Source organism: Acidaminobacterium chupaoyuni (assembly GCF_047936785.1).
Taxonomy (GTDB): Bacteria; Bacillota; Clostridia; order Oscillospirales; family Butyricicoccaceae; genus Acidaminobacterium; species Acidaminobacterium chupaoyuni.
Window position 1 is genome coordinate 2,066,450 of the sequence record NZ_CP176394.1, and the last position, 20,888, is coordinate 2,087,337.

Here is a 20,888-nt window from a genome sequence, read left to right on the forward strand (position 1 = left end):
TATAAAAAACAAAAAGGCCTGTTCTTCAAAAGAAGAACAGGTCTTTGAGAAAAACCGAAACGATAAAAATGCTGAAGCTGATGCGCATCATCTGTGTAAAACCAAAGCTGCGATTATCAGCTAACAGATGAAATGATCCCCATTACATCCTTCAGCCACTTGTCTTTATCGGCTGTTGTGCAGCGCCATACATCGCCATTAAAGTGTATTTCCAATATACCATAAAAGTTGTTAATTCTTATTAGCGTCCCGGAAGCAATGCTTCCGTCGGGAAACTTTGAATCGTTTATCTCAAACATTATTTCCCATCTAAAATCACCATCTTGCGGCGGATATGTTTTAGTCCCTTGCGGAAGCAGACTGAGAAGTGATCTGCGAAACTTTCGGTTTTCAAACAAATCAATGATTTGAGCAAAGCGGGTATCTTTTTCATTTATTTCAAAATATTTGTCTTCAACGCCTGGCGCAATCAAATAATATCCGCTCACCGATTTACTTTCCGCTACAGTAACACCCAAACAGAGCTGTGAAAGTGTCATTGGGCGTGTATAAAAGAAAATCGCCCCTAAAATTACGGCAAGCACTAAAATTGGAATTATCCTTCTTATTCTTTTCATGAGATATCCCTCCTTTATCAAATATAAATGATCCTGCGTTCACTATATCACAAATTTTGACAAAGCAAAAGGCCTGTTCTTCTTTTGAAGAACAGGCCTTTATGGAAAATCAAAACGATAAAGATGCCAAGGATTATACTCATAATCTCCCCGACAAATCGGAATTTGTTCAGTCGAATGATTCTGCGTGCTAATTCGCAATAGAACAAGATACGCAGTAAATCGGTGAACAAACCAAACATTTTCTATAAAATTATTTTAGGACTTTTGTAGCGGCATTTTGCGCAACATTCCATAGCGGCATCATCGATTATATAGGTTCCCAGTGCTGAACGCTTAATGTATCCAGCGCAAATCATCTGAATATCATAACACAATCCATCTTCTATATATTCGCTCAAATACTCACAATACCTATACTCTGATTCGACTCTTTTTCTAAATTCTTCAAAAATATGTGTTTGCTTGTTTTCTTCACAATAGAAATGACAACAGCGGATAACCTCCGAATCAGACATCGCAGACACTTTTTTCATCCCGTATCTAAAGATGTGTCTGTCTTTCAAAAAGCCCCGGGAAATATCAGCAAGAAGGACTTCAATTTTCATATAATGAATCTCCCAATAAATACAACTAAGTGCGCCTCTTGTCCAACTACGAACCAAGCCAAAATAATCTTTTATTCACTATATCACAAATTTTGGAACAAAAAAAGACCTGTTCTTCTTTTGAAGAACAGGTCTTTATGGAAAATCAAAACGATAAAGATGCCGGAGATTATGCTCATAATAGGAAGTTATTATTTTATTTGAGAAATTAATTTTTCTCATTTCTATTGAAAAAGCCAAGAAGAAAAATAATTATCGCAGGTATTGGTAGAAATACACCTAAAAAACTAAAAACAACCACATCATCTACAACGCCAAAATTATAACACCATACACTTAAAATCAGGAGAAATATTCCCATCAACATTTTTTTCATGATCGATCCCCCTTTTCACTTTATTGCTCTGTTAGGTTATATAAATAATCTTTTGTTCACTATATCACAGATTTGAACAAAGCAAAAGGCCTGTTCTTCTTTTGAAGAACAGGTCTTTATGGTCCGAGTGAGAGGAGTCGAACCTCCGGCCTCTTGAACCCCATTCAAGCGCGCTACCAAACTGCGCCACACCCGGGAACAGTTTATAGTCTACCATTTCCCTTGCCAAAATGCAAGCATTTTTTGCCCTATTCTCTATTTTTCTTCGGTCATATCGCAAATGCATTGCAACAGGTGCAGATATACTTCTTTTTGGCGAGGGCTCAGTTCTTTATAAAACCGGTTATAAGGTTCCATTCGCGACCGTTCCTGTTTTCGTGGGGAAGCATCGTTTCCTTCCAAAAGCTGCTCCATATCCACTTCCAGCGCTCTTGCAATTTTATAAAGCGTTGTCAGGGTGGGGTTATTATGGCCCCGTTCGATATTCCCCAAATGCGCCGCGCCCATGTTGGCCCGATAGGCCAGTTCTTCCTGGCTCATTTTCCGAATTTCCCTGTAATATTTAATATTGTTTCCTAATATTTCCTTAACATTCATAAAATTACCGCCACTTTTATCGTATACATAGTATCATAGTACAAAAAATTGAACACATTCACAACATCACATATTATCTTTATTGTTTGAAATCATCTCATTTATTTTATCATTCTTTTGAATTTGTGACTATTTTGAATATTTTCCGCATACTTGGGAAACATTGCCTTGAGGTGATCACATGCTTGTTCCATTTTTTCGCACCCTAATTCTTTATATTTTTATTATTGTCGCCTTTCGCCTGATGGGAAAACGGCAAGTGGCGGAAATGCAGGCCACCGAGTTTGTTATCACCATCCTGGTTTCGGCGGTGGCCTCTGTTCCCATGCAGGATCTCAACATTCCTTTGCTGCATGGCATCGTGCCGATCCTCACCCTGATCTCGGCCGAAATCTTCATTTCGGTGATTTCTTTGCGCAGCATGAAACTGCGCAGCATTCTCAGCGGCAAACCGATCAAAATCATCACTGACGGCGTGATCGATCAAAAAGCGCTGCGCAAGATGCGCATTACCTTAGACGATGTTTTCGAAAGCCTTCGTTTGAAAGATGTTTTCGACCTGCGCACGGTTCAGTTTGCCCAGGTGGAAACAAACGGCCAGATCAGCATCATCCTCACGCCGGAATCGCAGCCGGCCACCCCTACTGATCTTTCCCTTTCTGTTCCGAAAAAACCGCGCATGGAAATTTTGGTTTCGGATGGCGCACTCTATCCGCAAAATCTCACGGCGACTGGCCACACCGAAAAATGGCTGAAAAATGTTCTTCATCAAAACGGTGTAGAGCAGCTGAAGGATGTTTTTTTGTTATGCGCCGATGAAACCGGGAATTTGATTTTTTATCGAAAGGAGAAAGGATGATATGTGGCGAACTGTTCTTGCTGTGATCCTTTCGATCCTCACGATCTTCAGCGCTTTTTGGGCTTACCATTACACAACTTCCATTTGTGACGATCTGGTGAAAGAACTGCCCTTAAACTGCACCGAAACCTGTGTGGAAGATCTTCTTCGCTCGCAGCAGCGTTTTGAAAAATATGAGCCGCTGCTTTCCACCTTTTATGTTCATGACTCCATCGATGAGATCCATTCCGCTTTTACTTTATGCCTTGGTTATGCCCGCCAGGAAGACGCGAAAAACTATGAGATCCACGCCTCGCTTCTCTCGCACCTGATTTATGATCTGCCCCGTTCCGACACGCCAAACATCAAAAACATCTTCTGAGAGAAATTTACAGCCGTAAAAAAACACCGCATTGCCTTGCTTTGGCAACGCGGTGTTTTTATGCTTCTTATTCGTTATTTTTCATGGCCAGCAGTTTGCTCAATTCATCCATAAAGCTGTCTAAATCTTTAAACTGCCGATACACTGAAGCAAAACGCACATAAGCCACCTGGTCGATCTTTTTCAGATGCTCCATCACCAGCTCACCGATCTGCTCGGAATGCACCTCGCGTTCCATCGTGTTGGATAGCTGCTGCTCGATCTCGCTGACCGTATCTTCAAGCACCGCCATGGAAACAGGGCGCTTCTGGCAGGCACGGATCAGGCCGTTGAGCACTTTGTTTTTATCATAAGCCTCGCGGGAACCGTCTTTTTTTATCACCATCAGCGGCACGCTTTCCACAGTTTCATAGGTGGTGAAGCGTTTGCCGCAGCTTAAGCATTCTCGCCTTCTGCGAATAGAGCCTCCCTCTTCGGTGGGGCGTGAATCCACAACTTTGCTTTCCAAATAACCGCAAAACGGGCACTTCATCAGGCTATTCCTTCCTCTCTCATGGATGTCGATTCTCTATTAATTTAGTGTAACATATTCCCGAATAACCTGCAACCTTTGAAAATTTTGTCGAAAACCGTCGAACGCTTTTTCGAGATTTTGCTGTTTACCGCGTGTGTCTATATAAAATTGTCGAAGTTCTGTCTGTAAAACCATTCTGACAGAGTTTTCGGCAACTTACTACCCCCAATCGGCCGCAAGTTTCGACATCTTTCGACAAAGCCGCAGTTGGTCCGCCTTTTGAAATGTGAAAAAACAGCAGGAAAACTTTTGTTTTCCTGCTGTTTCAATCTGTCATAAATGCTTATTTTGCTGTTTTAGGCGCAGGTTTCTTGTTCTTCATTTTTGCCCACAGCGGAGCTGCGATGCAAATGGAAGAATAAGCGCCGGAAACGATGCCCACCGTGATGGGGATCGCAAAGTTACGCAGCGAACTTACGCCCATAAAGATGAGCAGAACAATGGTGAACAAGGTCGTCAGCGTGGTATAGATGTTACGGGTCAGGGTCTGCATGACGCTGTTATCCACCACTTCATTGATATCCTTGCGCTTGGAAAGCTTCATGTTTTCGCGGATGCGGTCGAAAGTGATGATGCTGGCGTTGATGGAATAACCAAAGATCGTCAGCGCCGCCGCAATGAAGTTCATGTTCAGCGGCAGGCGGAAGATCACATAGGCGCTGATCATCACCAACACATCATGCAGCAGGCAGATGACCGCCGACAGACCCGATTTGAAATCGAAGCGGAAAGTGATATACAGCAGCATCAGAACCGCCGCCATCAGCGACGCTTTCACAGCGGAAGCCTGCATATCTTTGCCCACCAAGGGGCTGACATTCTGCACATCGACACGCGCCGAATCTTCCAGCGAGAACTCTTTGCAGAGCGCTTCATGGAAAGCATCGCGGGTTTCGGTATCCAGATCCTTTGTTTTGATGAGAACCTGCGTGTCATCGCCGGTGGGAACCGCCGAAACTTTTTCACCAATGGTATCTTGTGCCACGGTCTGGATTCTGCTGATCATATCGGGAGTCACTTTGTCGTTGCCCAGATCATAGGTAAAGGTCGTGCCGCCCGCAAACTCGATATCGAGGTTGAACAGGTTCACGCCGAAGGGAGCCAGCACAAGAGCGGCAAGCCCCACAGAAACCATGATGATGGAGATGATCACATAAATTTTAAAGTTTTTTGTAACGCTGAACTTTTTCATTATGCATCTCTCCTTTCGCCGGCGCCATAGAGCTTGAGGTTTGTGACCTTCATGCCCACAAGGCTGTTAAGCAGGAATTTCGTAATGGTCAAAGCGGTGAACATCGAAAGGATGATGCCAAGACCCAGGGTGATGGCGAAGCCGACGATCGTGCCTTTGCCGAAGAAATATAACACGACAGCGGCGATAAAAGTTGTGATGTTAGAATCCAAAATAGCGCTGAAAGCGCGATGGAAGCCGGAATCGATAGCCGATTTGATGGTTTTGCCGGTGCGCAGCTCTTCTTTGATGCGCTCGAAAATAACCACATCGGCGTCAACGGCCATACCTATGGATAGGATGATACCGGCGATACCGGGCAGAGAAAGGTTCACGCGGAAGATGGTCAGGATCAGACCTTCCAGCACGCAGTAGAACAGCAGCGCGACGCTGGCCACCACACCGGGCAGGCGATACATGGCGATCATGAAGATGATGACCAGAATCAGGCCGATCACGCCCGCTTTGATGCTTGTCTGCAGCGCTGTCATGCCCAACTGGGCGCCCACGCTGCGCAGTTCGACCTGTTTCAGTTCAAACGGCAGCTGGCCCGCGGCAATCACATTGGCCAGCCAGCCGGCGCTTTCGGCGTCAAATCCGCCGGAAATCACCACATCGCCGCTCAGGCCGTTTTCCGCATATTTGGAATCGACATAAGGTTTGCTGATCTCTTCACCATCCAAGGTGATGGAAATATAGTTTTTGCCATCGGAAGAACGGCCGGCCGCTGTTTTGGTAGCCTCTTTAAACAGGGCGGAACCTTCATCCGTCAGTGAAAGCAATACATAGTTCTGCTGCACTTTTGTGGCATCCAGCGCGCCGTATTTGGCGGAAGCGGATTTCACATCGGCGCCTTTGATGATGACTTTGCCGTCAGCATCGCGGAATTCCAGCTGAGCGGTAGAACCCAGTTTTCTCACGGCCTCTTCGGGGTCGCTGATGGAAGGAATCTCAACGGTCACACGGCGGTCGCCTACGCGATAGACCTGCGCTTCATAGAGCCCCAGATAATCCAATCTGCCGCGGAGCAAGCTTTCCACGGAATCCATATCTGCATTCAATTGTTCAGCCGAGATCTTGCTGTCTGCCATTCCCTCAAATGTGATGCTGCTGCCGCCCACAAGGTCAAGCCCCAGGCGAATGCCGTCATCGGTGTTTGTGATCTTGGGAATGGAGAAAAAGCCGAAATCGACGCCGCAAAAGAGCACGGTGGCCAAAAGACCGATCACCAAGATCATGCAGACGAAAGAAATTACGCTTTTCTTCATTGTGCTTTTTTCTCCTCCTTCATTTCATCCGAAAAACCAGAAAGCCCGCTAAAAAATAGAGATCCCCCGTATTTTTCGTTTTTACAAGCAAGGTTCATTATACCGCAACCCCTGCCATGCGTCAATAAAATCCGTCATTTTTATGTGAGATATGCTATAAAAATACCCCGTTCTTCTGTGAAATACTATGCTTTCACATGAAAAACAGGGTATTTATCCTATTGTTTTCGATCAGTTATTCAGCCAGCAGTTTTTCCACCGCGGCTTTTTTGGCGCAAACGCAGAAAACATCCATTGCCTGCTGCAATTCCTGCACAGGCGGCAGCGACGGCGCAATGCGCAGATTGCTGTCTTTCGGGTCTTTTCCATAGGGGAAAGTCGCGCCGGCGCCGGTCATCACAATGCCGGCCTCTTTGCAAAGCTGCTGGATGCGCTTGGCGCAGCCTTCCATGGCATCAAAGCTGATGAAATAGCCGCCCTTGGGCACATTCCAGGAACCCGCGCCTGTTCCCGCCAGGTTCTTTTCCAGTGTGTCGGTAACCACCTTGAACTTGGGCGCGAGCAGTTTCGCGTGGATCTTCATATGTTTTTTCACGCCTTCCGCGTTCTTGAAGAACAGCACATGGCGAAGCTGGTTGATCTTATCGGGGCCGATCTGCTGGGCGTTCATGTATTTTTTCTGCCATTCCACATTGTTTTTGCTGGCGGCAAAGGCGCAAACGCCGGCGCCGGGGAAAGTGATCTTGGAAGTGGAGCAGAATTCAAACACCATATCGGGGTTGCCCGCTTTTTCACATTCCGTGATGATGTTGGGGATCTCGATCTCTTCTTCGGTGATATGGTGGATCATATAGGCGTTATCCCAGAAAAGGCGGAAATCTTTGGCGGCGGGCTTCAGGTTCGCGATGCGGCGCACCACTTCATCGGAATAAACGATGCCCGAAGGGTTCGAATATTTCGGCACGCACCACATGCCCTTGATGCTTTCATCTTCGGCCACAAGTTTTTCAACGACATCCATTACGGGGCCGTTTTCATCCATGGGCACATTGATCATTTCGATGCCCAGCTGCTGGCAGATGGAAAAATGGCGGTCATAGCCGGGAACCGGGCACAGGAATTTCACCTTGTCTTTTTTCACCCAGGGCTCGTCAACGCCGCAGGCGCCGAACATCATCAGGCGATCCATTGTGTCATACATAAAGGTCAGGCTGGCGTTGCCGCCCGCCAGAACCTGCTCTGCGGGAACATCCAGCAGATCGGCGAACATCTGGCGGCAGGCAGGGATGCCTTCCAGCCCGCCGTAGTTGCGGGTATCCAGACCTTCATAAATGCAATCTTTGCTGGTGGAGATCACTGTCAGCATTCCCTCGCATGCATCCAGCTGATCTGCGCCGGGCTTGCCCCTGGCCATATTCAGCTTCAGGTTCTGCGCCTTAAAGCTTTCATATTGCGCGTCGAGTTCTTTTTTCAGGGCAACAAGCTCATCATGGCCGGCTTTTCTCAAATCCATTGCGATATACCTCCCAAAAATTTTGTTCTCTGTCAACTCTTATGCGATCCCCAGCATTGCCGCGCCGATAGCCGTGGCATAATCGGCATTTTCGGGGATAATGAAGCGAATATCATATAGTTCTTCCATTTGCAGGAACAGCTTTTTTGCCATGGGGATCTTTGTGAGATTCCCTGTCAGCACCACATTTTTAATGCCCTCTTCGCGGGTGGAAAAAACCGCCAGCATTCCAACGGTTTGAAAAACCAGATTCAAAACGCCCAGCGCGATATCGCCGTTGGTGGCCATATCGCTCACTTTGCCGAAATTGCTGGCGGTGATCTCGGCAGACATATTCGACAGCGGCACATCTGAAATATCGCCGATGGTCAGATCGACATTGCTCAGATCGCCCTGTTCGGCAAGCTCCATGATATGATCGACGCTGTGAAGCCCCAGCATTTTGCCGCAGAGCCCCAGCAGTGTGCCGCCGCCCACGCCGGTTCCGCCCAGATGCTGGGCTTCGCCGTCTTTCACGCGAACAAAAGCCGTGCCGGTGCCCATGCTTACAATAATGCAGCGGTCAAGCCCCGTGATGGTGCATCCGCCTTTCCCGATGGCGGTGAACTCATCCACCTTTTGGATCGGCACGCCATACATGCCGCTGCTGGTGATAAAGGAAGACCCCACGCCCGTGAACATCACTTTATCGATCTGTTCCACCGTCATATGGTTTTCGGCCAGAAACCGGCCAAAGGCGCCATAAGCCGAGGTCACGGGGTCATCCGCTTTTACTTTTAACGGGTTGATGATTTTACCGTCGCGCACCCCAACGATTTTCGTTGTGCTGCCGCCGATATCGATTCCGATGATCGTTTTCAACCGTAATGCCTCCCGAGGCAGAAGTTCTGCCTGTTGTGTTTAGGTTTAGAATTCAGCGCTGCCCACGGTTCTGGGGAACGGCAGCACATCGCGGATGTTGCTCACGCCGGTCAAATACATGATCAGGCGTTCGAAGCCCAGGCCATAGCCCGCGTGCTTGGTTCCGCCGTATTTGCGCAGATCCAGATACCACCAGTATCCTTCTTTTTCCATGCCCAGTTCTTCCATGCGCGCTTCCAGCACATCCAGGCGTTCTTCTCTCTGGCTTCCGCCGATCAGTTCGCCGATGCCGGGCACCAGCATATCCATGGCGGCGACGGTTTTTCCGTCATCGTTGAGGCGCATATAGAAAGATTTGATCTCTTTGGGGTAATCCGTCATAAATGTGGGCTTTTTGAACACTTCTTCGGTGATATAGCGTTCATGCTCACTTTGCAGATCGCAGCCCCAATAAACAGGGAATTCAAATTCGTCTTTGTGTTTTTCTAAAATTGCGATGGCATCGGTATAGGTGATATGAGCGAATTCTTCGGCTTCGGCGATGGCCGTCAGGCGCTCGATGAGGCCCTTATCCACGAAAGAGTTGAAGAAGTTCATCTCGTCGGGGCATTTCTTCATCACATGGCGGATCACATACTGTGTCATTTCCTGCGCCAGAGCCATGTTATCGTTCAGATCGGCAAAAGCGATCTCGGGTTCGATCATCCAGAATTCGGCCGCATGACGGCTGGTGTTGGAATTTTCGGAACGGAAGGTGGGCCCGAAGGTATAGGTTTTGCCAAAGGCCAAAGCGAAGGTTTCCGCTTCCAGCTGGCCGGAAACCGTGAGGTTCGAAGCTTTTCCGAAGAAATCCTGGCTGAAATCAACATCGCCGTTTTCTGTCAGAGGCGGGTTCTTGGCATCCAGCGTCGTCACGCGGAACATATCGCCGGCGCCTTCGCAGTCACTGGCTGTGATCAGCGGTGTGTGGGCATAAACAAAGCCGCGCTCGTTAAAGAACTGGTGGATGGCAAACGCCGCTTCGCTGCGCACACGGAAAACCGCGCTGAACAGGTTCGTGCGGGGGCGCAGATGCGCGATCGTGCGCAGATATTCCATGGAATGGCGCTTTTTTTGCAGCGGATAATCAGAAGGGCATTCGCCTTCGATTTCGATGGTTTCGCTCTGGAGCTCGATGGCCTGGTTTCCGCCTTTGGATTCCACCACTGTGCCGCTGACGCGCAAAGCGGTTCCCACGCCGATATTCTTGGCGATTTCATAAACATTTTTCCCGTTATCGGCAACGATCTGGATGTTTTTCACCACGCTGCCGTCATTCAATTCGATAAACGCGCAGGCTTTTACATCGCGCACGGTGCGCACCCATCCGCATAACGCCACCTGCTGGCCGATAAATTCCTGCGGCTGCTGTAAAAGTTCTTTTACGGTCGCCTTCTTCATAAAATTCACCCTCTTAACATATTCTTTCATTATTATCATTCAAAATGTGATTTCTGCCCTTTGCGGCCGCCCAGACCGGCGGCTGATCCGCGGCGTATGGCAACCGCCTTATTGCAGTTTGCCCGCCAGATAATCGCGAAGCGCAAAAGAGATCTGCTCCGGGCAGGAGGTGGGCTTGAAGCCGCATTTCACGCCTTCCAGACGCTCGATCACCTCTTCGATCTTCATCCCCTTCAGCAAATTACTGATCCCCGCCAGATTACCCGGGCAGCCTGCCACAGCCTTCACATCAATGATGGTATTATTCGTTTCATCCACAACGAAATCGAAGCGTTTGCTGCAGACACCGGTGGGAACATAGCTAAAGGTTTGCATGAGTAAAGATCCTCCAAATAAAAAAGAATTGAACGGATGGGCGCTCTGCTTTCCGCTTCTTGCCGCCGCGATCCGTCTGTATTCACAAATTTAACACATTTCGGCTGTTCTGTCCAGTTTTTTCACCTATTTTGCGAACTTCGCGCCTTGAAAAGATCCGGGGGCACGATTTTTTTGTTTTCGCCTTCTCCCCTCACAGGAATCTGCTGTTTTTTTGCGGGCAATTCCACGGGCGGCAAACGCCCGGCTTCACACTTGAAAATTTTCAAAATCTCATTGGAAAACCCCGCTTTTCGGTTTATACTATAAATAAGGTAAAAATTATCTTGAAATCACAGAAACGAAGGGAGCTTATTTATGAAACAATCTGTCATCACCATCAGCCGCGAATATGGCAGCGGCGGCCGACTGATCGGCCAAAAAATCGCGGAAGAGCTGGGGCTTCCCTTTTATGATAAAAAGCTTCTGACGGTGGCCGCCCAGGAAAGCGGCTTTTCGGAAGACCTGCTGCGCCAGGCGGAATCGAAAGCCCAGAACAGCCTGCTTTATTCCCTGGCCACCGGGCTTGGCATGGGCTATTACGGGCCCGACAGCTTATCGCTTTATGACAAACTCTTTTTGGCCCAGTTCGATGCCATCCGCCATATTGCCGAAAAAGGCCCCTGCGTGATCGTGGGGCGCTGCGCCGATTTTGTGCTGCGCGACCGCACAGACTGCACCCACTTTTTCCTTCACGCGCCCATTGAAAAGCGCATTGAGCGGGCCATCGATTCCTACCATATCCCCGCCGAAGAAGCGCCCGACGCGGTGAAGAAGACCGATCGCGCCCGCGCAAATTATTATGCCCATTACACAGGCCATAAATGGGGCGACAGCCGCCTTTATCATCTTTCGGCCGATACTTCGCGCCTGGGCGTTGAAAAAACCGCCGAACTGCTGCTTTCTTATCTTCAGCTTGCCGATCGGCGCTGATCGATTTCGCAAAAAAGCAGAGGCGGCGCCGCAAAGCGCCGCCTTTTCTCTGCCAAAAGCGTTTGCGGGCGCCCAAAGGGAGTTCCTTTCACATTTTCACGAATTTATGATTTTTAAGCGTTAGATTTTTGTTAGTTTCTTAACGGATTTCCATCCGGTTACACATTGACAGAACCTTTTCGAAACTGTATCATTGTTATAGATATGTTTGGACATTTTTATTGATTTTATACAACATTTTCACTCTATGGTGTTCTGTTTGATGGAGGCTCTTTTATGCACGAAATCGAAATTTACCGGCAGATTATTGCCAGCTGTGATGAAGCTTTGCGCGATGTGTTTCTTCGCCGTATGGAAGCTTCAATCAGCATCGCCCGTTCAAAGCTCGACCGCGGAGAACCGCTTTATGACGCCGCGCATGAAAAAGAGCTTTTAGATTCCATGTCGCGCGGGCTGCCCCCCGAATTGGCGCTGAAGGCGCGGATGCTCTGGAAATCGCTGCTTCGCATGAGCCGCAACCGCCAATGCCGCGTTTTTCTGGAACTGGATGAATCGCTGAAGCTCTGGCATGAAGATTTTCTTTCTTCCGCCGCCCCCCAGGGCCCCTGCTGCTGCACAGCCGGTGCTTCCGCCGATGTAAAAAACGCCCTGCATGCCGAACCGCTGATCGTTTCAAGCCCCGAAGCCGGGCTGGATCTGGTGAAAGAAGGCAAAGCCGAATGGTGCGCCGTTCCGCTGAGCGGGTTTTATAAAACCGACTGGCTTTATGATTTTCTCAATGACAAACAGCTTTATCTCAACGAGATCGTTCCGCTGCGCGAAGATGCGTTTCTGGCGGTCATTTCAAGAAAGCTGATCCACGACCCCAGCCGCGATGAAGTGATCTGCGCGGTGTTCAACATGCCTTCCGAAAGCGGCTCGCTGGCCTATGCCCTTTCTATTCTGGCCGACAACAAACAAAACATGGAATTTTTGCATATGCAGAAAAAAGATGACGCCGACGATATGCATCAGTTCTTCCTTTATCTTGATTTTGACGGCTGCCTGAGCAGCATGGATACCCGCGCCGCCTTATATCAACTGCAAATGGAGATGCCCTATTTCCGCATCGTGGGCTGCCGCCGCGCTGTGGATCTGGTGGGCGCAGGGTCTTCCGCGGCGAAATGATTTTTGTTTCAAAAAGCAAAAAGCTCTTGCGAGAAATTTCTCGCAAGAGCTTTTATTTTTATGCTTTGATTGCCCGGCCCTTCAAAAGAGACGGCCTTAATATTGCAGGCGGCGTTTCGCGCTGATGCCCGTTTGGGTGATGGCCAAGCCGCCCTCGGCCGTTTCGCGCACAGCAGCCGGCATATTGACGCCGATCTGATACATCGCGTCGATCACTTCATCGGGCGGGATGAAGCTTTCGATGCCCGCCAGCGCCATATCCGCCGCCGCGATGGCGAAGGTGGCATAAATGCCGTTGCGCTTGACGCAGGGAACTTCCACCAGACCCGCCACCGGGTCGCAGGCGAGGCCCAGACAGTTTTTCAGCGCCAGCGTGGCCGCTTGTGTGCATTGTTTGGGGGTTCCGCCCATCATTTCGCAAAGCGCCGCGGCAGCCATGGCCGCCGCCGTTCCGCATTCCGCCTGGCATCCGCCCGCGGCGCCGGAAATCGTGGCTCTGGTGGCCACCACGCCGCCGATCCCGCCGGCGGTGATCAGGCCGTTGACAGCCTCGCGGTCGCTCAAGCCGAATTCTTCCTGCGCGGCGATCACAACGCCCGGCAGAATTCCCGACGATCCGCAGGTGGGCGCCGCCACGATCACGCCCATCGAGGCGTTATATTCCGATGTGCCCAGCGCATAAGACATGGCTTTCGCTTCCAGCGAGCCCAACAAATTTTTATGGTTTTTATAGTGGCGGTAATATTTTGCCGCATCGCCGCCCGTCAGGCCGCTGATGGATTTCACTTCGGAAGAGATGCCGCCATAGGCCGCTTCTTTCATCACGCGGTAACTTTCTTCCACGCGCGCATGCAGCTCTTCTTCTGTCAGGTTGCTGTCGGCCTGTTCTTCTTTCAAAACGACCTGCCAGATGGTCATATTGTTTTTTGCCGCTTCATCCAAAATATAATCGATGCTTGGAATATCCATTCAGTCACCTCGTTTTAAAATTTGGGCATGGAGATCACGCGCAGAACATCCTGGATCTTGCGCATGGCCTCCATTGTTTTTTCATCTACCTTTGTGTCGTTTTCGATCACCGTGATCACATCGCCTTCGCGCTTGGTTCTGTTGAGGCGCAGGTTGCCGATATTATAACCGGCCTGATTCAGGGTCATGGCAATGTTGGCCAAAACGCCCGGCGAATCTTTATGCACCACAAGCAGCGTATCCATCAGGCAGGAAGCTTCCATGGGAAAACCGTTGAGTTCCTGAATGCGGATCTGCCCGCCGCCGATGGAAGCGCCCCGTAAAGTAATGCTTTTTGTCTTTCCCGAGGCTTCGATCTTCAAAGTGTTGGGATGATACCGCGCTTCTTCTGCGGTGAAAAATTCATATTTCATGCCGCGAAACTGCGCCAGCTGCAAGCTCTCGCGAATCTTGACATTTTCGGTGTTGAAACCCAGAAGACCGCCCACCACCGCTTTATCGGTGCCGTGGCCGCGATAGGTATCGGCGAAGGAGCCATAAAAAGTGATCTTCGCCGTTTTGACCTCTTCCCCTAAAATCGTGCGCGCCGCAAGCCCAATGCGCACAGCGCCGGCCGTATGGGAACTGGATGGCCCCACCGTGATGGGTCCTAAAATATCAAACATACTAATGCTCATATAGCACCTCCCGCTGCGCCTTACCGATTATGGGAAAATTCCGCGAATTTTTTTTGCTCTGACGACTTTATCCAGCGCCAGAGAATAAGCGCTCATTCTTAATGAAATATGGTTCATATGCGCCATTTCATAAACATCGTCGAAGGCTTTTAAAATGACCTGCCGCATCATGCGGCTCACTTCATCACCATCCCACATCAGCGACTGGATATTCTGCACCCATTCGAAATAAGAAACGATCATGCCGCCGGCGTTGGCCAGAATATCCGGCACGACTGTGATGCCGCGGCGCTCTAAAATTTCATCCGCTTCCACCGTTGTGGGGCAATGGGCGCCTTCAATGATGATCTTCGCCTGAATGGCTTCGGCGTTCTCGGCATTGATCTGGCATTCCAGCGCGGCAGGCACCAGCAGATCACATTCCATTTCCAGCAGTTCCCGGCAAGAGATATGCTCCACGCCGTCATCCTGAAAATCGCAAAGCAGGCCGCCGCTCTGCATATGTTCCAAAACGCTGGGGATATGCAGCCCTGTGCGGCAGGCAATGGCGCCCGTGATATCGCCCACGGCAGAAATGCGGATGCCTTCGTTATACATTTGGCGGGCGGTGGCGGCGCCCACTTTGCCCATGCCAAGGATCACGGCGCTGGTCAGCTCCACGGGTTTTTTCAGGCGCTTCAGCAGCTCGCGCGTTACATAAACAAGGCCGCGGGCCGGCGCTTCTTCCGCGCCCATGGAACCGCCCAGATCCAGCGGCTTCCCCGTGACGATGCCATGCACGGCATAACCTTTCATCATGCTGTAGGTATCCATGATCCAGCCCATCATCTCTTCGTTTGTGTTCACATCGGGTGCGGGGATATCCTGCATCGGCCCGATGAACGGAAGGATCATGGCCGTATAGCGGCGCGTCAGCTTTTTGATCTCTTCGTGAGATAACTCTTTCACATCCACATTGACGCCGCCGTAAGCCCCGCCGAAGGGGATATTCGTCAGCGCACATTGCAGCGTTGTGACCCCCGCCATGGCGCGCATCACATCTTCATTCACATCGGTATGATAGCGAACACCGCCCTTGCAGGGCCCGCGCATGCTGCAATGCTGCACACGGTAGCCTTCGAAAAGGCGCACTTTCCCGTTATCCATCTCCACCGGGATGGATACTTTCAGCTCACGCTCGGGATATTTCACAAACTCATACGCAACTTCATCCAGATTCATTTGTTTGGCTGTCTTATCCAGCATTTTCACAAAATTGCTGTAAGGGTTTTGATCTGCCATCTTCGTCATCTCGTTTCTTTGCATAAATTTTTCATACTTTTTTGGCCATTATGCTCATTTTTTGTTCTTTTCTGTTTCTTTGGCCCGTTTCCGATGAATTCTATTTTATTATAAACAATTTTTCGTTTTCTTACAACCCGGTGCTTTTGTGCGATATGCTATATTTATACCGGTTTTATTGTGCGTTTTATCTTTGCTTATCTGTTTCTGCACGATTTGAAAAAAGCGCCGCGGAAGAATGTTCTTCCGCGGCGCCTGGAAAGACGATCAGGTTTTCACTAATTGAGAAAATCCTTCAATTTTTTCGAGCGGCTGGGGTGGCGCAGTTTACGCAGCGCTTTTGCTTCGATCTGGCGGATTCTTTCGCGGGTGACATTGAATTCCTTGCCCACTTCTTCCAAAGTGCGTGTTCTGCCGTCTTCAATGCCGAAGCGCAGGCGCAGCACCTTTTCTTCGCGGGGGGTCAGGGTCTTCAAAACTTCCACAAGCTGTTCTTTCAGCAGGGTGAAGGAAGCTACCTCCGCGGGTTCCGGCGCGTCTTCATCCTGGATGAAATCGCCCAGATGGCTGTCTTCTTCTTCGCCGATGGGGGTTTCAAGCGAAACGGGTTCCTGCGCGATCTTCAGGATCTCACGCACTTTTTCGGCGGGGATGCCCATTTCTTCGGCGATCTCTTCGGGCGAAGGATCATGCCCCAGTTCCTGCAGCAGCTGGCGGGAAACGCGGATGACCTTATTGATGGTTTCCACCATGTGCACAGGGATGCGGATGGTTCTGGCCTGATCGGCGATGGCGCGGGTGATGGCCTGACGGATCCACCATGTGGCGTAGGTGGAAAATTTATAACCCTTGGTGTAATCGAATTTTTCCACGGCCTTGATAAGGCCCAGGTTGCCTTCCTGGATCAGATCAAGGAACAGCATGCCGCGGCCCACATAACGCTTGGCAATGGAAACCACCAAACGCAGGTTGGCTTCGGCCAAACGCTGTTTTGCCTTTTCATCGCCTTCCAGCATCCGCTTGGCCAGCTCGATCTCTTCATCGGAAGAAAGCAGATCCACTTTGCCGATCTCTTTCAGATACATGCGAACCGGGTCATCAATGGCCAGCCCTTCCGCCAGAGCGCTAGGGTCGGGCACTTCTTCTTCGGGCAGATCGACCAATTCTTTGAAATCGGGGTCTTCCTCATCCAACAGCGGAATTTCGACCAATGCTTCTTCGTCTTCTTCCATCGGCAGCTCGATGCCCGAATGCTCAAGCAGCTCATAAAGCTTATCCTGCTGTTTATTATCCAGTTCCAATTCGTCGATCAGGGTGTTCAGCTCTTTGGAAGTGACTTTATTGCCGTGTTTCTTGGCGTTTTCCAACAGATCTTTCAGCATCTGCTGTTTTTTCATTCCGTTGTTTTCCTGTTCCGCCCCGGTGTTTTCATTGTTGGCGTTGATCTTTTCCGTCATTCTTACATTCCTCCACGATGCTCTTGCTGCCGGCGGCGCACCGCTGCCTGCAGCAGGTCTTGTTCATCTTCATTTTGTTTTTTTATATATTCAAATTTGATCACAGAAATATAATCTTCCAGCTCTTGCCCCGGATTTTCCGAGCGCACGCTTTGAGAAGCGATCTTTGTGAGCAAATCACTTTCATCCTGCGTCAGATCGGTCAAACAAGCGGCCAGTGAAATTTCGCCGCCCTGCTGCCGCCGCTGCAGCACGCCTGCATATACTTTTGCCAGAAAAGGGGATGAAAATTCTTCGGGCGCAATGGTTTCCGCGGCTTTTTTCAGCAATTCTTCATCGGAAAACACAAGCCCCAGTAATTTTTCTTCACAGCGCGCCGAACGCAGGTTTTCATAACGCAGTTCTTTCTGCGCAGGCTGATAGCCGCGCACAGTATTTTTGGCGCTCTGTTCCTCTTGTTTTTTATCGCGTTTTCGGTTCATGCGCAAGGTTCGGCGGATCTCATCCATCATGGCCTGATGGGAAACCCCCGCTTCGCGGGCCACGCTTCTGCCCGAGATCTCGCGCTGCACTTCGCTGGGGATCGCCGCCAAAAGCCGCGCCGCCGCCTGCAAATAACCCACCTTGCCCTCATCGGTTTCCAAATCATATTTCGATTTGAGCACCAGAAGTTTATATTCGATATCGGTGTTGGTTTGAGTGAGCAGCTTTTCGAACCCGTCAGCCCCGTTTTTTTTGATGAATTCATCGGGGTCTTTCGCGCCCGTCACCCTTAAAACGCGAACCTTCATGCCCGCCCTGTTCAAGATATCAATGGCGCGCTGAGCGGCTTTTTTGCCCGCTTCGTCGCTGTCATAGCAGATGACCGCTTCCGTTTTCCCGCGGGAAGCCATCAGCCGCGCCTGATCTTCTGTCAGCGAGGTGCCCAGCGAGGCCACCGCGCAATCGAACCCCGCCTGATGCAGAGCGATCACATCCATATATCCTTCGGCCAGAATAAAATAATCGCGCTTTGTTCTTTTGGCGAAATTCATGGCGAACAGGTTGCGGCTTTTATTGAAAATGGGCGTATCGGAAGAATTGAGATATTTCGGCAGGGAATCATCCATCACGCGGCCGCCGAAGGCAATGACATTGCCCTTGATATCGATGATCGGGAACATCACGCGATTGCGGAAACGATCATAAACGCCGCCGCTTTGGTTTTTCACCACCAGCCCCGCCGCCAAAAGTTCTTCTTTGGTGAAGCCTTTTTCGGCCATGGCTTTGATCAGATGATCCCATCCATCGGGCGCAAACCCCAGCCCGAAATGGCGGATCGTGCCCACGGTCATGCCGCGTTTTCTCAGATATTCAAGCCCTTTTGCCCCCTGCGGCTGCTGCAGCTGGGCCGCATAAAACCGGGCGGCTTCGGTGGAAAGTTCCACAAGCCTTTGCCTGCGCCGCCGCGCGGAAGCTTCGCCGAAATTTTCTTCGGGCATTTCCATGCCCGCGATCTCTGCCAAAAAGCGCACCGCTTCGATAAAAGTGAAATTCTCGATGCGCATGATGAAATTGATGACCCCGCCACCGGCGCCGCAGCCAAAGCAATGATAGATCTGTTTTTCGCGATTGACCGAAAAAGAAGGCGTTTTTTCGCTGTGGAATGGGCATACGCCAAAATAATTGGATCCGCTTTTTTTCAAGCTGACATATCGTGAAACGATATCATAAATATCGCATCTTGCCACCAGCTCGTCGAGAAAGCTTTCGGGCAGCGCCATGGAATTCCTCCTTTTCTTCAGACCTTGCTCCAGCTTTTGGGGATAAACAGTTCATGAAAAACCGCCACCGCAAAACGATCGCTCATGCCCGCCACATAATCACAGGCGGCGCGTTCCACGCTTTCGCGCATGGCGATCTGCATATATTCCGGCGGAAGATCATCCGGCTCTTCCGCGAAATGTTCGTATAAAATCGAAACAATGCGTTTGCCTTTGCCTTCTTCCCCCTTTGCCACAGGGTTTTTATAGACATATTCGAACATGAAATCCCGCAGCTCCAGCATGGCTTCTTCGGTTTCTTCTTCCATCCCTATTTTTTGCTCGCGCAGAAAATAGGTCATCATCGCCCCCACCAGGCAATCGATGCGGGCGGATGTGGTTTCGCCCAGGTGGCGCAAAACGCCGGTGGGCAGATCGCCCGGCCGCAAAATTTCAGCCCGCAGGGCGTCATCGATATCATGGTTGATATAGGCGATGCGGTCGGCATAATGCACGATGCGCCCTTCCAGCGTATCAGCCTTTTGCGCGCCGCTGTGGCAGACGATGCCGTTCCTCACCTCATAGGTCAGGTTCAGGCCGCTGCCGTTTTTTTCTAAAAAATCGATGACCCTCAGGCTTTGTTCGTTGTGGGCAAAACCCAGAGGGCATATTTCGTTGAGCGCCTTTTCGCCCGCATGACCAAAAGGCGTATGCCCTAAATCATGCCCTAAAGCGATGGCTTCTGTCAAGTCTTCATTTAATCCCAGTCCCCGCGCCACGGTTCGCGAGATCTGCGCCACTTCCATGGTGTGGGTCATCCGCGTGCGGTAATGATCGCCTTCGGGCGATAAAAAAACCTGTGTTTTATCTTTCAGGCGCCGAAATGCCTTGCTGTGGATGATGCGGTCGCGGTCGCGCATGAAGCAGGTGCGGTATTCCGATTTTTCTTCGGGCCTCACCCTGCCTTTGGAAAGGCCGGCATGACTGGCCTGCGGCAGCAATGTCTGCCGTTCGATCTCTTCCAGCCGTTCCCGAACATTCATGGGCACTTCCCCCTTTCGGCGCTCTTGCTATTAACTCTTGCTATTAACACTTGCATTAATATAATACGACAAAAGTTTCGGTTCTCCTCTTTTTCCAAAGATCTTTTTCAAAAAGCATCTTTCCGGCCGAAAACAGAAAAGCACTGAATTTTTTCTATCAGGCGGTTTTCACAAAAAAGATCAGCAGAAAGAAAAGCTCTTTCTGCCGATCTTGCGCGCAGCAGCCGCCGCGCCGTATTTTTGAACTTTCACTCAGGAAAGGCGTTTTGCAAAAAGCTGCACTTCTCCCGGTTCCGCTTTTAAAGTTCCGCCGCTGAGTTCTGTCAGCGAGGCCTGATAGCTTTCAAAACGATCCTGCGCCATGCAAAGGGTCAAAGTGACTTCTTCGGCATAATCGGCGGCCGTTTCTTCCACTTCCTGCCGCGCGAACTGGGCCCGCACGGTTTCAAGCATGGCATAAGGGCAGCGCAGGGTGGCGAATCGATAGGGCCGCATCACCGCGATGCCCGCGGCATCCACCGCTATTTTTGCGCCCTTGGCATAGGCCCTTGTCAGGCCGCCCGCCCCCAACAGCACACCGCCGAAATAACGGGTGACCACGCAAAGCACATCATAAAGTTCTTCCCTTTTCAGCACCTCCAGCACAGGCATTCCGCCCGTGCCCTGCGGTTCGCCGTCATCGGAATAGCGCATCACGCGCCCTTCTTCCACAATATAGGCATAGACATTGTGGGAAGCATCCCAATATTTTTTCTGCATCTGTTTGATGATGCCCGCGGCTTCTTCGGCAGACTGCACTTTGAAAATATGGCCGATGAATCTGGATTTCTTTTCGATGAATTCATCGGCCGCTTCGGCGGCGGGCACTTTAAAATCGATCATAGCATCTCCGTTTTATCC

The 20,888-nt window shown here is 50.1% G+C and carries 22 protein-coding genes and 1 tRNA gene; 4 read left to right on the forward strand and 19 right to left on the reverse strand.

The features are described from left to right. Positions 1 to 116: 116 nt before the first annotated feature. The 5 genes from ACJA3I_RS09950 to ACJA3I_RS09970 all read right to left on the reverse strand — a co-directional run bounded on the left by ACJA3I_RS09950 (position 117) and on the right by ACJA3I_RS09970 (position 2,198). Positions 117 to 617 (reverse strand): hypothetical protein, encoded by a 501-nt coding sequence (locus ACJA3I_RS09950; protein ID WP_458862444.1) that lies wholly within the window; start codon positions 615 to 617, stop codon positions 117 to 119. Positions 618 to 862: 245 nt separating this feature from the next. Next, on the reverse strand, positions 863 to 1,225 hold the full coding sequence (locus ACJA3I_RS09955; protein WP_458862445.1) for a hypothetical protein: 363 nt from the start codon (positions 1,223 to 1,225) through the stop codon (positions 863 to 865). A gap of 208 nt (positions 1,226 to 1,433) precedes the next feature. After that, a complete protein-coding gene (locus tag ACJA3I_RS09960) occupies positions 1,434 to 1,601 on the reverse strand; it encodes a hypothetical protein (protein ID WP_458862446.1) in 168 nt (55 codons plus the stop codon). A 119-nt stretch (positions 1,602 to 1,720) separates the two neighbouring features. After that, positions 1,721 to 1,797 (reverse strand) — tRNA-Pro (locus ACJA3I_RS09965). 59 nt (positions 1,798 to 1,856) lie between these two features. Continuing rightward, positions 1,857 to 2,198 (reverse strand): helix-turn-helix domain-containing protein, encoded by a 342-nt coding sequence (locus tag ACJA3I_RS09970; protein WP_458862447.1) that lies wholly within the window; start codon positions 2,196 to 2,198, stop codon positions 1,857 to 1,859. A gap of 268 nt (positions 2,199 to 2,466) precedes the next feature. Between ACJA3I_RS09970 and ACJA3I_RS09975 the strand changes: the two genes are divergently transcribed. Further along, entirely contained in the window at positions 2,467 to 3,057 is a 591-nt protein-coding gene (locus ACJA3I_RS09975) for a DUF421 domain-containing protein (protein WP_458863845.1), read from the forward strand. A 1-nt stretch (position 3,058) separates the two neighbouring features. Beyond that, on the forward strand, positions 3,059 to 3,418 hold the full coding sequence (locus tag ACJA3I_RS09980; RefSeq protein WP_458862448.1) for a DUF4363 family protein: 360 nt from the start codon (positions 3,059 to 3,061) through the stop codon (positions 3,416 to 3,418). 67 nt (positions 3,419 to 3,485) lie between these two features. Here ACJA3I_RS09980 and nrdR read toward each other — a convergent pair whose 3' ends face one another. The 7 genes from nrdR to ACJA3I_RS10015 form a co-directional block, all read right to left on the reverse strand. Continuing rightward, entirely contained in the window at positions 3,486 to 3,950 is a 465-nt protein-coding gene (gene nrdR / locus ACJA3I_RS09985) for a transcriptional regulator NrdR (protein WP_458862449.1), read from the reverse strand. 325 nt (positions 3,951 to 4,275) lie between these two features. Then, positions 4,276 to 5,184 carry a protein translocase subunit SecF gene (gene secF, locus ACJA3I_RS09990; RefSeq protein ID WP_458862450.1) on the reverse strand — a complete coding sequence of 303 codons (909 nt, stop codon included), beginning with the start codon at positions 5,182 to 5,184 and terminating at the stop codon, positions 4,276 to 4,278. Then, positions 5,184 to 6,491 carry a protein translocase subunit SecD gene (gene secD, locus ACJA3I_RS09995; protein WP_458862451.1) on the reverse strand — a complete coding sequence of 436 codons (1,308 nt, stop codon included), beginning with the start codon at positions 6,489 to 6,491 and terminating at the stop codon, positions 5,184 to 5,186. The genes secF and secD overlap by 1 nt, the downstream gene beginning before the upstream one ends. A gap of 235 nt (positions 6,492 to 6,726) precedes the next feature. Then, positions 6,727 to 8,004: an aminotransferase class I/II-fold pyridoxal phosphate-dependent enzyme gene (locus ACJA3I_RS10000; protein WP_458862452.1), complete on the reverse strand. Its 1,278-nt coding sequence runs from the start codon at positions 8,002 to 8,004 to the stop codon at positions 6,727 to 6,729. A gap of 39 nt (positions 8,005 to 8,043) precedes the next feature. Continuing rightward, positions 8,044 to 8,865 (reverse strand): type II pantothenate kinase, encoded by an 822-nt coding sequence (coaW, locus tag ACJA3I_RS10005; RefSeq protein ID WP_458862453.1) that lies wholly within the window; start codon positions 8,863 to 8,865, stop codon positions 8,044 to 8,046. A 45-nt stretch (positions 8,866 to 8,910) separates the two neighbouring features. Further along, the gene (gene asnS, locus ACJA3I_RS10010) at positions 8,911 to 10,305 is read right to left on the reverse strand and encodes an asparagine--tRNA ligase (protein WP_458862454.1); all 1,395 of its coding nucleotides are present in this window, start codon (positions 10,303 to 10,305) and stop codon (positions 8,911 to 8,913) included. Positions 10,306 to 10,413: 108 nt separating this feature from the next. After that, positions 10,414 to 10,680 (reverse strand): TIGR03905 family TSCPD domain-containing protein, encoded by a 267-nt coding sequence (locus ACJA3I_RS10015; protein ID WP_458862455.1) that lies wholly within the window; start codon positions 10,678 to 10,680, stop codon positions 10,414 to 10,416. Positions 10,681 to 11,037: 357 nt separating this feature from the next. Here ACJA3I_RS10015 and ACJA3I_RS10020 point away from each other — a divergent pair, with 357 nt between their 5' ends. Continuing rightward, positions 11,038 to 11,652: a cytidylate kinase-like family protein gene (locus ACJA3I_RS10020; RefSeq protein ID WP_458862456.1), complete on the forward strand. Its 615-nt coding sequence runs from the start codon at positions 11,038 to 11,040 to the stop codon at positions 11,650 to 11,652. Between the two features lie 276 nt (positions 11,653 to 11,928). After that, complete coding sequence (locus ACJA3I_RS10025) at positions 11,929 to 12,819, forward strand: chorismate mutase (RefSeq protein ID WP_458862457.1); 891 nt, start codon at positions 11,929 to 11,931, stop codon at positions 12,817 to 12,819. Positions 12,820 to 12,915: 96 nt separating this feature from the next. On the opposite strand, the gene sdaAA is transcribed toward ACJA3I_RS10025, so the two are convergent. The 7 genes from sdaAA to ACJA3I_RS10060 all read right to left on the reverse strand — a co-directional run bounded on the left by sdaAA (position 12,916) and on the right by ACJA3I_RS10060 (position 20,870). Next, positions 12,916 to 13,788: an L-serine ammonia-lyase, iron-sulfur-dependent, subunit alpha gene (gene sdaAA, locus ACJA3I_RS10030; RefSeq protein ID WP_458862458.1), complete on the reverse strand. Its 873-nt coding sequence runs from the start codon at positions 13,786 to 13,788 to the stop codon at positions 12,916 to 12,918. A 14-nt stretch (positions 13,789 to 13,802) separates the two neighbouring features. Further along, the gene (gene sdaAB, locus ACJA3I_RS10035; protein ID WP_458862459.1) at positions 13,803 to 14,465 is read right to left on the reverse strand and encodes an L-serine ammonia-lyase, iron-sulfur-dependent subunit beta; all 663 of its coding nucleotides are present in this window, start codon (positions 14,463 to 14,465) and stop codon (positions 13,803 to 13,805) included. Positions 14,466 to 14,492: 27 nt separating this feature from the next. Continuing rightward, positions 14,493 to 15,746, reverse strand: a complete 1,254-nt coding sequence (locus ACJA3I_RS10040) for a Glu/Leu/Phe/Val family dehydrogenase (protein WP_458862460.1) — start codon at positions 15,744 to 15,746, stop codon at positions 14,493 to 14,495. 278 nt (positions 15,747 to 16,024) lie between these two features. Further along, on the reverse strand, positions 16,025 to 17,203 hold the full coding sequence (gene rpoD / locus ACJA3I_RS10045) for an RNA polymerase sigma factor RpoD (protein WP_458862461.1): 1,179 nt from the start codon (positions 17,201 to 17,203) through the stop codon (positions 16,025 to 16,027). 2 nt (positions 17,204 to 17,205) lie between these two features. Continuing rightward, entirely contained in the window at positions 17,206 to 18,966 is a 1,761-nt protein-coding gene (dnaG, locus tag ACJA3I_RS10050; protein WP_458862462.1) for a DNA primase, read from the reverse strand. A 17-nt stretch (positions 18,967 to 18,983) separates the two neighbouring features. Next, entirely contained in the window at positions 18,984 to 19,988 is a 1,005-nt protein-coding gene (locus tag ACJA3I_RS10055) for a deoxyguanosinetriphosphate triphosphohydrolase (RefSeq protein ID WP_458862463.1), read from the reverse strand. 252 nt (positions 19,989 to 20,240) lie between these two features. Then, entirely contained in the window at positions 20,241 to 20,870 is a 630-nt protein-coding gene (locus ACJA3I_RS10060) for an IMPACT family protein (RefSeq protein ID WP_458862464.1), read from the reverse strand. Positions 20,871 to 20,888: the final 18 nt, after the last annotated feature.